Origin of the sequence: Paracoccus angustae (assembly GCF_042648745.1) — a bacterium.
Taxonomy (GTDB): Bacteria; Pseudomonadota; Alphaproteobacteria; order Rhodobacterales; family Rhodobacteraceae; genus Paracoccus; species Paracoccus angustae.
This window is the reverse complement of the sequence record NZ_JBHRXY010000011.1, coordinates 53,919-66,335: the sequence shown is the minus strand read 5'-3', so window position 1 is coordinate 66,335 and position 12,417 is coordinate 53,919. Positions and strand designations below refer to the sequence as shown.

Sequence of the window (12,417 nt, the reverse complement as noted above, 5' to 3'; positions counted from 1 at the left end):
CGGGGCCGGGATGCCTGCGGGCGGCAATACAGAACGGCAAGGCGGCCCCTTCACCGCCCGATGCGGTAGCCTGCGCCGCGGACGGTATGGATCAACGGCAGGTTGCCCTCGGCATCGACCTTGCTGCGGAGATACCGGATATAGACATCGACCACCTTCGAGCCCGGATCGAAGCCGTAGCCCCAGTTGTTGTTCAGGATCTGCGTCCGGCTGAGCACCGCCCCGCTATGTTCCATCAGATAGCGCAGCAGACCGAATTCCTTGGGCGTCAGGTCGATCGCGCGCGTGCCGCGGCGGACCTGCCGCGTTGTCGGATCCAGCACAAGATCGTCCACCTGAAGAACCGGGTCGAAACGGATGTCGGGCGCGCGCCGCAGCAGGGCCTCGACCCGCGCCACCAGTTCGTCAAAGGCGAAGGGCTTGGTCAGGTAATCGTCCGCGCCCGCGTTCAGCCCCTCGATCTTGTCGCCAAGCGCGTCGCGCGCCGTCAGCATCAGCACGCGCGAGGGAATGGCCTCGCTGCGCATCTGCCGGCATATCGTGACGCCGTCGAAGTCCGGCAGCATGCGGTCGAGAATGACCAGGGGATAATCCGCATTGCGCATCATCGCCATCGCGGTCTTGCCGTCACCGGCAATGTCGAGCGCGTGGCCTTCGGCCTTGAGACCGCGCGAAACGAAGCTGGCGATGCGGGGGTCGTCCTCGACAAGCAGGATCTTGGCCATGGGGTCGCCTCAGGGCAGCAGGGGAAGGTGGATACGTAATTCGGTCAGGTGGTCGGCACTGGAAAGCTCGATGCGGCCGCGATGCCCCTCGACGATCCACTTCGCGATTGAAAGGCCAAGCCCGCTGCCCGACTGACCCGAAGCCGTGGTCTGACGGGCGCGGTAAAAGCGGCTGAAGATATAGGGCAGTTCGGCCGCGGGAATTTCCGGGCCCGGATTGGCGACGGCGAAGGTCGCCGTTTCGCCCGTGCAGGTCAGCGACACCTTCACCGCGGCGCCCCGATCCGCGTATTTGATTGCGTTGTCCAGGGCGATCAGCACGGCCTGGGACAAGCGTCCGGCGTCCCCCTCGACCGGGCAAGGATCCGCGAGCGGCGAGCGTTCGATCAGCACGCCGCTTTCCTCGGCCAGAACGGCGGCGTCGAACAGGGCGATCTCGACCACGTCGCGCAGATCCAGGCGCTGCATGTCGAAGCGGATCGCGTCCACCTCGGCCCGCGCCAGAAACAGCAGATCCTCGACCAGCCGGGTCATCTGCTGGCAAAGCTGCACGATCCGCTCAAGGGTGTCGCGGTGTTCCTCGACCGTGCGGCTGCCGCCGCGCAGGGCGATCTCGGCCTCGCCGCGCAGCACGGTCAGGGGGGTGCGCAGTTCGTGGCCGATGTCGGCCAGAAACAGCATCCGCATGTGGTCCAGCTTCCGCAGGCGTGCGTTGGCGTCCTCCAGTTGCGCCGTTCGGCGCGACACCTCGTTTTCCAGGCCGACCTGGATGTCCAGCAGGGACGCGCGCTGCGCTTCCAGCCGGGCCGCCGCGTTGTCGACCTGGGCGGCGAGGCTGGCGAATTCATCGCGCCCGCGGTAATCCAGCCGATAGGCCAGGTTGCCGTCGGCGATCTCTCGGGTGGCGGATTCAAGGGCCGCGATGGGCCGGGTCAGCGAACGCGCCAGAAGCAGCGCGCCCACGGCCGAGATGACAAAGGCCGCCGCCGTCACGATGCTGATGATCCATTCCAATTCGCTTTCAAGCCGTTTCGTCCGGCTTTGATAAAGGCGCAGCTCGTTCTCCTCGTCGGCGATGGCGGCGCTGATATGCACTTCCAGGGTGGTATCCAGGCTGTCCTCGATCTCCTCGCGGAAAATCTGGATCGCCTCGTCCAGACGGCCCTGGTCGCGCAGCATCAGCAGGCGCTGCGTGCGCAAGTCGATGTCCTCGTAAAGCGACCGCATCAGGGCCACGCGCTCAAGCTCGACCCGTTCGCTTTCGCGGTCCTCGGGGATGGCGATGATCGACATCTCGTCGCGGATCAGCATTTCCAGCCGGTCCAGGCTGCTGTCCAGGCTGTCGCGCGCCTCGTCGAAATCGGCCAGCTCGGTCCGGCCCAGCAGCAGCAGTTCCGCCACGTTTTCGGAATAGCGGTTCATCGCGGCGGACATGCGGATCACGCTGTCAAGCTGCGATCCCGCCAGCCGGTTTCGGTCGAAGTAATAGTCGATCCTATCGACATAATGCCATGTGACCGCCGCCACGCTGAGCAGCATGGTCGTGACCAGGATCTGGAAGCTGATGATCTTCAGGCGGATCGTCATGGATCGGGATGGTCTCCTGGATGTGGTCGGAGAGTATCCGTCCGTCGGCAAAGGTCACGACGCGGCCCGAGGCGCGGATCGTTTCGGGGCGGTGCGCGACCACGATACGGGTCGGCGCCAGCCGGGCAAGGGCGTCGTTGACGGCGCGTTCGCGCGCCACGTCCAGGTGGCTGGTCGCCTCGTCCAGCAGCAGCAGCCCCGGCGCGCGATAGACGGCGCGGGCCAGCAGGATGCGCTGCTTCTGCCCGCCCGACAGCACCGTGCCCATGTCGCCGATCAGCGTGCCGTAGCCCATCGGCATGGCCGCGATGTCGTCATGGACCGCCGCCATCCTGGCGCAATCCTCGATCCGCTCGCCGTCCGGGTTGGCCGCGAAGAACGAGATGTTGTCCGCGACGGACCCGGCGAACAGCGTGTCGTCCTGCATGACAACGCCGATCATGCTGCGCCAGCGGTCGGGGCCAAGCCTCGACACCGGTTCGCCGTCAACCAGGATGGTGCCTTCCGTGGGGTCCAGAAGGCCCGCCATCAGCTTCAGCAGGGTGGTCTTGCCGCAGCCGGACGGACCGGCCAGGGACACCCATTCGCCCGCCTCGACCCGCAGGCTGATGTTGCGCAGGACCGGCGGATCGTTCGGGCTGTAGCGGAACGACACGTCCCGCAGTTCGACCGCGACGGGCAGAACGGGCCTGGCAGGCCTGGGTTCGCCGCGCGGCTCGGGGCGGGTCAGGGCGATGTCGGCCAGGCGCTCGGCATGAAGGCCGAGCATGCGCAGTTCGACCGCCGTGTCGATCAACCCGCTGACGCGGCGCAGGAACAGATCCTTATAGGCCAGAAAGGCCACCAGCAGGCCCACGGAAAAGCCGTTGGCCAGGATCATCCGCGCCGCCAGATAAACGACCAGGATGGTCAGCGCCCCCAGAAGCAGCATGTTGGCCGTCTTGAACAGCAGATCCAGGCGCTGCGTGACCAGTTGGCGGTTCACCGTTTCCACCAGCAGGTTCAGCCAGCGGGCGCGGCGGTCGTTCTGTCCGCCCATCAGCTTGATGGTCTTCATTCCGCGCAGGCTTTCCAGAAAATGGCTGTCGCGCCGCGCTTCCCAGATGATCGCCTCGGCCGAGGCCTGGCGCAGGGGCGCGTAGGAGGCCCAGCGGAGCAGCCCGTAGAGCAAGGCCCCGGCAAAGGCGACGGCGGCCAACACCGGCGCCAGCACGACCATCAGGATCAGCGTCAGCACGCACATCAGCCCGTCCAGGATCGCCACCACCAGATCGCGCGTGAGGGTTTGCAGGATCGTGTCCTGCGATTCGAAGCGCGACATGATGTCGGCCACATGCCGCGTCTCGAAGTAGCTGGCGGGCAGGTTCAGAAGGTGGCTGAACAGGTTCGTGCGCGCCTGCACCTTGAGCGAGGCGCCCAGCGTGATCAGCATCCAGCCGCGCAGGGCCGTGACGCCCGTTTGCAGCAGCAGCAGCAGGGCAAAGGCCGCCGCCAGCGTCGCCAGCAGGCCGCGGTCGGCCGAAACGATGGCGTTGTCGATCGTCAGGCCCAGGAACAAGGGCGCGATCAGCGCGAAGATCTCGATGGCCAGCGCCAGAAGCAGCAGGTGCCCCAAGGCGCGCCGCAGGCCGGTGATCTGGCCCAGCAGCGCGCGCAGCCGGATGCGCGGCGGCGCCTCGGCGGGCTCGAAGCCGCCGGTGGGGGTCAGTTCCAGCGCGACGCCCGTGAAATGGCGCGACACTTCGGTGAACGGCAGGCGGCGCACCCCGTCGGCGGGATCGTGGATGGTGATGCCGCCCCGGCCGACCGATTTCAGCACGACGAAATGGTTCAAGTCCCAATGCAGGATCGCCGGGGTCCGCAGCAGGCGCAGTTCCTCTAGCTCCAGCCGCAGGGGGCGCGAGGCCAGGCCGATGTGATCGGCCACCCCGATCACGTCCTTGAGCGTCGCCCCCTTCAGGGAAAAGCCGAAGCGGCGGCGCAACTCGGCCGGATCGGTGGCGCGGCGGTGAAAGCCCGCAACCATCGCCAGCGAGGCAAGGCCGCATTCCGCCGCCTCGGTCTGGAGGATCATCGGCAGCCTGCGCCGCAGTCCAAGGTTCAGTCCCGCGGCCCCGCTCATGCCGGCGCCCTGCCGCGCAGAGAATAAAGCGGGTCCATGACCCACTGCCACAGCCGCCGCGTTTCGATCTGGATGTCCGCCTTCAGCGTCATCCCGGGCTGAAGCGGCGCCGCTTTTCCATAGGCCATGGCGTTCTGCGCCCCGAGATCGACCGTCAGGCGGTAAACCGGCTCGCCGGTCGCGCCGAGCGCCGCAAGGGTGCTTGCGCCGCGCGACACTTCGGCCAGTTCGCCGGCGGCAACCGTCGCGCGTGAGACATCGCGGACCACGCCCTCGTATTGGCCGAACTTCTGGTGCGGATAGGCGTCGTACCGGATCAGCACGCGCTGGCCCGGTTCGACAAAGCCGATGTCGCGGCTGGCGCCGTAAAGCTGCGCTTGCAGGACGGTGCCCGCCGGGATCAGCGTCATCAGCGCGGCCGAACCATCCACCGCGTCGCCGGGGGCCGCCCGCAGCGCGGTCACGGTGCCGGGCCGGGTGGCCGTGACCACTGTTTCGCGCGCGGCTTCCGCCTCGGCCAGTTCCTGTTCCAGTTGGGCGATGGCGCGGTCGGTTTCGGCCAGTTGCAGCCTTTCGCGCAAGGGGCGTTCGGCGATCTCGGTCTTCAGTTCGACACGGGCGCGGTTCACGGTGGCGCGGGTGCGTTCCAGCGCCTGAAGCGAAAGCGCCTGATCGAAGGCGGCCTCCTCGGCCCGCTGCAAATCGTTCAGGGTGGACAGGCCGCGACCCTGCAAGCCGCGCAGGCGCGCGGCCGATGTTTCGGCCAGGGCGACACGCTGGCGTTGAAGCGCGAACTCCGCGTCCAGGCTCGCCGCCTCGGCCTCGATCACGGTCAGGCGGGCCTCCTGGGATTCGGCCTGGCGCGCGAACAAGGCGCGGTGGCTGTCGCGTTCGGCCGCAAGGCTGTCGCGGCGCGCCCGCAGCGCCCGAACGACCGCCTGCCTGGTTTCGCCGGTGCCGCTGCGCTGTTCGCCCGACAGAACGGCCAGCACGTCGCCGCGCCCGACCTCCTGCCCTTCCCTGACCAGGATCTGCGACAAGACGCCCTTTTGCGGCGCCACGACTTGCAGCAAGCCTTGCTGCGGCGACAGCCAGCCCGACAACCGCACCTTGCGCGTGTATTCGCCGAAGGCGATCAAGGCGACCACGCCCGAGACGATCAGCACGGCGAAAAGGGTCAGGACGCCGTGGGACAGGCGCGGCACCAGCAGGACCGTTCCCAGCCACCGGTCCTGCTGTTCGGCCAGCGCCTCATCACGGAACAGGGCAGAGGCGTCGTCGCGCATCACAGGTCTTCGATGTCGATCTCGGTCACGGAAAAGCGGACCTCGATCATCTTGCGCTTGCGCCGCACGGGCAGGACGGTGCTTGTCCGGGGATCGAAGAAGTCCTTCAGCAGCGGCGGGCGGCTGGCGCGGTAATAGAACGCCGGGTCGTCCACGACCGCACTGGCCGCGACTGCTTCAAGCTCGTCGCGGCGGCTGACCGTCTGGACGATGACCGGCGCAAAGGCGATCCCCGCCATCCGCATCGCCGTCGCGCGGTGATAACCGTTGTGCAGCACGATCCGCTTGCCCCAGCGGATGCCGCTGAGAAAGTTCGAGCCATGGCCGACAACGACGCCGACAATGCCCGCGACCGGCCCGCAGCGGCGAAGGCCGCTGACCCGATGGGGGCGCAGAAGGGTGGTTTCATGATAGCGCAGGTCCGTCGAATCCGACAGAAAGGCGAAGCGGTCGTGGCCAAGGCGGCGGCACTCCACCGCGGCGTCGCGCCGGTTTACAGGCTGGCAGAAACGGAACAGATCGGCGCCCGTTGCCGCGCCGTCCAGGCCGGCGGCCAGATCCTGCACGAAGGGCAGCGTCACATGGCGCTGGCTGACCACGATGCGGTCCAGCTCGACCATTTCGATCGTGGTGGCGACCCGGTCGAAGGTTTCGCGGAAAAAGTCCTGTTGCCGCAGATCCTCGGCAAGAGGGCGCATGTCCTTGGGCAGCTTGCGGCAGCGGATGCGGTCGGCAAGGCCGGCTTCGGTTTTTTCCAGCCCGGCCAGATGATCGTTCGCCTGGCGCCAGTCGCGGATGATTTCGTCGCGACGACGTTCGCCGCCCGCAAGGTCGCGGGCGACGACATCCAGATAATCGTTCAAGGGCGGCTGCCCCAGCAGCCACAGCTCGTCCTTCCCGGCCGCGGCAGAAGCCGTGACCGGGAACGGGTCGGCGAACTCGAAAGGCATGGGATCCTCCGTCCGAGGCTTCCCGGAGCCGTTAGGGGCACCGGGATGATGGTCACCGGTCAGCTGCGGCTGTTGTTGCGGCCGTTGCTGCGCGAGGCGCCGCTGTTGCTGGCGTTGCGGCGCTTCGGTTTCCGCCGGGCCTTCGCTTTCCTGCGGCCCTTGCCGCCGGCGCCATAGACTTGCTCGATTTCCAGTTCGCTCAGATCACGCATTTCCGTTCTCCTGTGGTTTGCGCAGGCATGCCTGCCGTGCCGGAAAAGGAAAGCAGGGCTTCCCGCCTGCGCCAACGCCCGCCCGCGGAATCGGGCGGATTCTTCGCGAATTCTAATCCGGCTCTTCGCTGCGGTTAATCTGAGGGTTTTTCGGCCCTGACCGCGGCACGGCCCTCCCCGGCGGCGGACAATGCCGAACCGCGTCAAGGGGATCGGGCTTGCGCTGTTGATCAGCCCCGGTCTTCCGGGTCCTGGCGGATAAAGAAACCCGTCACGGCTCGTCCCGCCACAAGCAGAAACCTGTCCGCCGACCTGGCGACCATCGACCGCGCCTGCGGCGCCTTGCGCATCGGGTCTGTCGGTCGGCCGTCGATACGAACCTCGTAGTGCAGGTTCGGCCCGCTGACGAGGCCAGTCGCGCCGACCGATCCGATCCGATCTCCGGCACTCACCTCGGATTCTGCGGCAAGGCCGGACGCGAACCGAGACAGATGCGCATAGCGCGTGACAACGCCGCCGCCATGGTCGATGTCGATCGTTCGTCCGTATCCTCGCATGGTGCCAGCAAAGATCACCTTGCCGGTCCCGGTTGCCATCACAGGGGTGCCTGTTTCCGCCGCGTAATCGACCCCCGTGTGCAGGCGCTGCACACCCAGAACCGGGTGCCGCCGCTTGCCGAAAACGGATGACAGGCGTGCGCCCGGGACGGGACGGGCCGTTTGCCTTACCGGCGTTCCGTCCTTGAACAGGATAAAGGGACGGTCCGCCGGGCCTGCCACCAGCTCGAAGATATGTCCGCCCAGTTCAAGCCGGGCATAGGATAGCGTGGGCTCTGCCATCAGCGTTCCGTCAGGCAGAGCATCTTCCCGCCAGATCAAGGCCAGGCGTTCCCGTCCCACGAGATCGCGACGAAAATCGACCTGCCCGGCCAGAAGCGCGGCAAGATCGACGGCAAAGCTCTCGGGCGCATCGTTCGCGGCAAGCGCCTCGTAAAGCGAGCCGTCGATCTCAAAGGTTTCGCGGCGGTCCCGACGTCGAACCTCGGTCCTGACCAGGGCAGCCGCAAGCGGCTTGTCGAAGTCCAGAACGATGTCGATGCCGTCAAGCGTCAGCAGCGACAGGCGTTCCAGACGCGCCGGATCATTCGCCGACACGCTCCACCTCAGCACTTGGCCGGGGCTGAGGGTGGAAAGGTCGAAAACATCGTCGATGGCCAGCGCCGCCTCGATGCGCGTTTTGGCGGCGATGCCGGCATCGGACAGGATTTCGTCCAGCGTATCCCCGGGAACGACCTCGTGGCGCGACACGGAAACCGCCGACCGCGCCTTTGTTGCCGTCTCGGCCGGCGGTTGGGCGTGCAGGGGTGCCGTTGCCGAAACGATGCCGGCAAGAAGCAGGGTTCGAAAGATCATCGACTTGTCATCCCGTCAGGTGGAGAAAGGGTTTGCTTCGCTTGCAGGACCACATCCGGGCGGCGTCAGCATCCGGTTCACGACGAAAGAAAACGAGCAAGAACGGTCCCGGCCAATGCCGCCAGCAATCCGAACGCGATCGCGTGGCCGCAGGCATACTGGATCATGTCCAGCCTGTTTCCGCCCAGCTTCCGGGCGCGGGCAATGCCGCGCAAGGCGCCAAGCACGGCCGCCAAGACCGTCAGCATTGGCGCATCCGTTCAATGAATGGCATGTCTTCATCCTGCCTGCCGCAAACGATGAAGGCCTTCTGCACCCTCAAGCAGCTAGAGGTTCAAGCGGGATTTCCATGCGTTCACGGCTTTGTAACACGGGCGCTGCGGCGCAAAAGAACGCCGCACCCTGCCGTCAGCCTTGCCGAAGGGCGTCCTGCGGTTCTGGCAACGGCACCGGCGGGTCTTGCTGTCCGCGCGCCGGACCGCAGGGGCAAGCAGGGCGATCACGGCGCATCCGGCGAACGAGAGCGTGAGCCCTGGGCCGACGGGTGGGTGTCGTCGCTTGTCAGGTGATCGGTGATGCAATGGGCGTGATCGCTCAGCACCTCGATGACCCGGCAATCCGAGATCGTGCCCCCGGCGCATTGCGCCACCATCCGCCGCAGTTCGGTCTTGAGAGCGGTCAGCCGCGCAAGGCGGCTTTCGACTTCCGCCAGTTGCGCCTTGGCGATGGCGTCCGCGGCCGCGCAGGGCTTGTCGGGATCGTCCGACAGGCTGAGCAGGTCGCGGATCGCCTCGAGCGAGAAACCCAGTTCCCGCGCATGACGGATGAAGCGAAGCCGCTCCAGGGACTTCTGGTCATAGAACCGCTGGTTGCCCCCGCTCCGCTTGGGTTCGGGCAGCAGGTTGATCTGCTCGTAATAGCGGATGGTCGGAACCTTGACGCCCGTCGCCATGCTCAACTTTCCGATCGGCAGCATGAAATACCCCTTGAAGCTCTAGTTGCTAGAGCAGTTACGTTCCTGATTCGATGAATGCAAGCGGGTATCCGCAGGAGTTTCGAGATGACAAACCAGGCGCAAGGCAGGCGGGAATGGAGGGTCAGCGGCATGGATTGCGCTGCCTGCACGACAAAGGTGACGCGTGCGGTCGAGCGCCTGCCCGGGGTTAGTCAGGTGCATGTCGCCCTGATGTCGGAACGCCTCAGCCTGAACCTCGAGCCGGAAACGACCCGCCCGGAGGAGATCGAGGCCTTGGTGCGCAAGCTGGGCTTCGGCATCGCGCCAAAGGCGCGGGACGCTTTGCGCAAGAAGGTCCTTGCCATGCCGCAAGCGTCCGGCCCCGGGTCCGCGCCTGGTTCCGCGTCTTTTCAGACGCCCCGGCCTTCGATGAAGGATGCTTGCGCGACAGGGTGCTGTTCCCCGGCCTCGTCGCATGACGACGATCACAGCCACGGGAACGCTTCGCACGGCCATGACGGCCATGACGGCCATGGCGCCGCGTCCCACAGCCACGACGATCCGGCGGATCGCGGCAAGCCCTGGTTCCGGACGGTCAAGGGAGGGCTGGTGATCCTGACCGGCCTGCTGCTGGCCGTGGCTTGGATCTTCGAGCTGCTGACCTCGGCCGAGACGGGGTATTGGGCCTTTATGGCCGCCTGTCTGATCGGCGTGGCGCCGGTCGCCAAGCGCGCCTTCGAGGCGGCGCGCATGGGCCAGCCCTTCACCATCGAGAGTTTGATGACCATCGCGGCCGTCGGCGCCCTGGTCATCGGCGCGGCCGAGGAAGCGGCGCTTGTGGTTTTCCTGTTTGCCATAGGCGAGGTGCTGGAAGGCGTGGCCGCCGACAAGGCGCGGAACGGCATTCGCGCCCTGGCCGATCTGGTGCCCAAGACGGCGCTGCTGGAACGCGACGGCCGCATGCGCGACGTGCCGGCCGACAGTCTGGAGATCGGCCAGATCGTCGTGGTGCGCCCCGGCGACCGCGTGCCTGCCGATGGCGAGATCGTCGAAGGCGTCAGCGGCATCGACGAAAGCCCCGTCACCGGCGAAAGCGTGCCGCGCAGCAAGGGGCCGGGCGAGCCGGTCTTCGCAGGGTCGATCAACACCGAGGCCGTGCTGCGCGTTCGCGTCGCAAGGGAGCCGTCGGACAACACCATCGCGCGCATCATCCGCCTGGTCGAGGAAGCCGAGGAGGCGCGCGCGCCGACCGAACGCTTTATCGACCGCTTCAGCCGCTGGTACATGCCCGCCGTTGTCGCCATGGCGGCTCTGGTCGTCATCGTGCCGCCGCTTGCCTTCGGTGCGGACTGGAACACCTGGATTTATCGCGGGCTGGCGCTTCTGCTGATCGGCTGTCCTTGTGCCCTGGTCATTTCGGTGCCCGCCTCCATCGCGTCGGCACTGTCTTCGGGGGCCAGGCGGGGGCTTCTGATGAAGGGGGGCGCCGTGATCGAAGCCGCCGCGAACATCCGCCATGTCGCCTTCGACAAGACCGGAACGTTGACCAGGGGCAGGCCGGTCGTCACGCGCGTTTTGCCCGCCGCAGGGGTCGGCGAAGCCGAACTGCTGGCCGTGGCCGCGGCGGTCGAGGCGGGATCCAGCCACCCCTTGGCGCAGGCGATCCTGCGCCGGGCGAAGGACGGCGGCATCGTGCCGTTGCCTTCGCGCGATGCAAGGGCGCTGCCCGGAAAGGGCGTCGAGGCCCTGGTGGGCGGCGCGCTGGCCTGGGTGGCATCGCCACGGGCCGCCTCCGAAAAGGCGGGCATCGACGGTCCCGCGATCCACCAGGCAAGCGAGCTGGAAGCCCAGGGCATGACCGTGGTGGCCGTTTTCCGCGAAGGCAAGCCGCTTGGCATGATCGCGATGCGCGACGAGCCGCGCGAGGATGCCGCCGAGGCGATTCGGCAACTCGAGGCGTTGGGGGTTTCGGCGGTGATGCTGACGGGCGACAACCCACGGACGGCGGCGGCCATAGCCGAGGGTCTCGGCCTTGATCATCAGGCGGAGATGATGCCCGGCGACAAGCTTGCGGCGATCCGCGAGGCGGCGGCCACCGGCGGCGTGATGATGATCGGCGACGGCATCAACGACGCGCCTGCCCTGAAGCAGGCCAGCGTCGGCGTGGCCATGGGATCGGGAACCGGCGTCGCGCTGGAAACAGCCGATGCGGCTATTCTGCGCGACCGCGTGACCGACGTGCCCGCACTGATCCGGCTTGCCCGCGTCACGATGGGCAATATCCGCCAGAACGTCGCGCTGGCCCTGGGTCTGAAGGCGGTGTTTCTCGTGACCTCGGTTCTGGGGCTTACCGGCCTGTGGATCGCCATCCTGGCCGATACCGGCGCCACGGTTCTGGTGACGCTGAATGCGCTCAGGCTTCTGGCCTACAATCCCGAAAGCGAGGGCTGATGGCGTCCGGGTTCGGCGGATCCGCGCTGGCGATCCTGGCGGCCTATCTGCTGCTGTTTCTTTGGGGCACGGCCGAAACGGGCCGCGCCAACGGGCGAACCGCCTGGCTGATGGCGCGAAGTCGCGGCCGGGATCGCCGGGCGGCGTTCGCATTCCGGCTTGCCTTTGCTTGCAGCTTCGTTGGGCCGCTGGTCTGGTCGCTTTCGCCTGCGCTGCGTCGGCTCGATCCGTTCTGGTCCGGTGGCGATGGGGCCTGGGTGGGGATGGCGGGCGTGTTTGCCGCGGCACTCGGCGCCATGATCGCCTTTGCGGCGCAGATGTCGATGGGCGCATCCTGGCGCGTCGGCGTGAAAGGTTCCGAGGTCGGGGGATTGGTGACGGGCGGATTGTTCCGCATCAGCCGCAACCCGACCTTTATCGGGCAGTGCCTGCTGCTGACGGGGGTGGCGCTGGCGCTTCCCGCGCTGCCCACCTTGATCGGCCCGCCGCTGTTTCTTGCCGCCGCACGGGCGCAAGTCCCCTCCGAGGAAGCGGTGCTGCGCCGCGCGCACGGCGCCGCATACGACGACTGGGCGCGGCAGGTGCCCCGCTGGATCGGCCCGTGCCGCCGATCTGGTTCCCTGCGCCGCGGCGGCTGACCCTGGCCTGCACTGCGGCGGCGGCAATGGCCATCGTGTTGAACGCCCCTTTGCTTTTCGGCCTTTTTCTCGTCTGACA

Annotated in this window: 11 protein-coding genes; 2 read left to right on the top strand and 9 right to left on the bottom strand. The window is 67.1% G+C overall.

The window, feature by feature from the left end:
* Window positions 1-50: 50 nt before the first annotated feature.
* From ACFOM8_RS13710 to ACFOM8_RS13670, 9 genes are all read right to left on the bottom strand, one after another.
* Window positions 51-725: a response regulator transcription factor gene (locus ACFOM8_RS13710; protein ID WP_377762243.1), complete on the bottom strand. Its 675-nt coding sequence runs from the start codon at window positions 723-725 to the stop codon at window positions 51-53.
* 9 nt (window positions 726-734) lie between these two features.
* Complete coding sequence (locus ACFOM8_RS13705) at window positions 735-2,312, bottom strand: sensor histidine kinase (protein ID WP_377762241.1); 1,578 nt, start codon at window positions 2,310-2,312, stop codon at window positions 735-737.
* Window positions 2,221-4,434: a peptidase domain-containing ABC transporter gene (locus tag ACFOM8_RS13700; protein WP_377762239.1), complete on the bottom strand. Its 2,214-nt coding sequence runs from the start codon at window positions 4,432-4,434 to the stop codon at window positions 2,221-2,223. The genes ACFOM8_RS13705 and ACFOM8_RS13700 overlap by 92 nt, the downstream gene beginning before the upstream one ends.
* The gene (locus ACFOM8_RS13695) at window positions 4,431-5,720 is read right to left on the bottom strand and encodes an HlyD family secretion protein (protein ID WP_377762237.1); all 1,290 of its coding nucleotides are present in this window, start codon (window positions 5,718-5,720) and stop codon (window positions 4,431-4,433) included. The genes ACFOM8_RS13700 and ACFOM8_RS13695 overlap by 4 nt, the downstream gene beginning before the upstream one ends.
* The gene (locus tag ACFOM8_RS13690) at window positions 5,720-6,670 is read right to left on the bottom strand and encodes a hypothetical protein (protein WP_377762235.1); all 951 of its coding nucleotides are present in this window, start codon (window positions 6,668-6,670) and stop codon (window positions 5,720-5,722) included. The genes ACFOM8_RS13695 and ACFOM8_RS13690 overlap by 1 nt, the downstream gene beginning before the upstream one ends.
* Before the next feature lie 59 nt (window positions 6,671-6,729).
* Window positions 6,730-6,882: a hypothetical protein gene (locus ACFOM8_RS13685; protein ID WP_377762234.1), complete on the bottom strand. Its 153-nt coding sequence runs from the start codon at window positions 6,880-6,882 to the stop codon at window positions 6,730-6,732.
* Between the two features lie 230 nt (window positions 6,883-7,112).
* Complete coding sequence (locus tag ACFOM8_RS13680; RefSeq protein WP_377762232.1) at window positions 7,113-8,294, bottom strand: M23 family metallopeptidase; 1,182 nt, start codon at window positions 8,292-8,294, stop codon at window positions 7,113-7,115.
* Window positions 8,295-8,371: 77 nt separating this feature from the next.
* Window positions 8,372-8,530 carry a hypothetical protein gene (locus ACFOM8_RS13675; protein WP_377762230.1) on the bottom strand — a complete coding sequence of 53 codons (159 nt, stop codon included), beginning with the start codon at window positions 8,528-8,530 and terminating at the stop codon, window positions 8,372-8,374.
* Window positions 8,531-8,793: 263 nt separating this feature from the next.
* Window positions 8,794-9,270, bottom strand: a complete 477-nt coding sequence (locus tag ACFOM8_RS13670) for a MerR family transcriptional regulator (protein ID WP_377762228.1) — start codon at window positions 9,268-9,270, stop codon at window positions 8,794-8,796.
* Between the two features lie 129 nt (window positions 9,271-9,399).
* On the opposite strand from ACFOM8_RS13670, the gene ACFOM8_RS13665 reads away from it, so the two are divergent.
* On the top strand, window positions 9,400-11,700 hold the full coding sequence (locus ACFOM8_RS13665; protein WP_449301494.1) for a heavy metal translocating P-type ATPase: 2,301 nt from the start codon (window positions 9,400-9,402) through the stop codon (window positions 11,698-11,700).
* A complete protein-coding gene (locus ACFOM8_RS13660; RefSeq protein ID WP_377762224.1) occupies window positions 11,700-12,338 on the top strand; it encodes a methyltransferase family protein in 639 nt (212 codons plus the stop codon). Before ACFOM8_RS13665 ends, ACFOM8_RS13660 begins: the two co-directional genes overlap by 1 nt.
* Window positions 12,339-12,417 lie beyond the last annotated feature (79 nt).

Coding starts and splice junctions, on each gene's coding strand:
- ACFOM8_RS13710 (WP_377762243.1), bottom strand. CDS start 725: ATGGCCAAGATCCTGCTTGTCGAGGACGACCCCCGCATCGCCAGCTTC.
- ACFOM8_RS13705 (WP_377762241.1), bottom strand. CDS start 2,312: ATGACGATCCGCCTGAAGATCATCAGCTTCCAGATCCTGGTCACGACC.
- ACFOM8_RS13700 (WP_377762239.1), bottom strand. CDS start 4,434: ATGAGCGGGGCCGCGGGACTGAACCTTGGACTGCGGCGCAGGCTGCCG.
- ACFOM8_RS13695 (WP_377762237.1), bottom strand. CDS start 5,720: ATGCGCGACGACGCCTCTGCCCTGTTCCGTGATGAGGCGCTGGCCGAA.
- ACFOM8_RS13690 (WP_377762235.1), bottom strand. CDS start 6,670: ATGCCTTTCGAGTTCGCCGACCCGTTCCCGGTCACGGCTTCTGCCGCG.
- ACFOM8_RS13685 (WP_377762234.1), bottom strand. CDS start 6,882: ATGCGTGATCTGAGCGAACTGGAAATCGAGCAAGTCTATGGCGCCGGC.
- ACFOM8_RS13680 (WP_377762232.1), bottom strand. CDS start 8,294: ATGATCTTTCGAACCCTGCTTCTTGCCGGCATCGTTTCGGCAACGGCA.
- ACFOM8_RS13670 (WP_377762228.1), bottom strand. CDS start 9,270: ATGCTGCCGATCGGAAAGTTGAGCATGGCGACGGGCGTCAAGGTTCCG.
- ACFOM8_RS13665 (WP_449301494.1), top strand. CDS start 9,400: ATGGATTGCGCTGCCTGCACGACAAAGGTGACGCGTGCGGTCGAGCGC.
- ACFOM8_RS13660 (WP_377762224.1), top strand. CDS start 11,700: ATGGCGTCCGGGTTCGGCGGATCCGCGCTGGCGATCCTGGCGGCCTAT.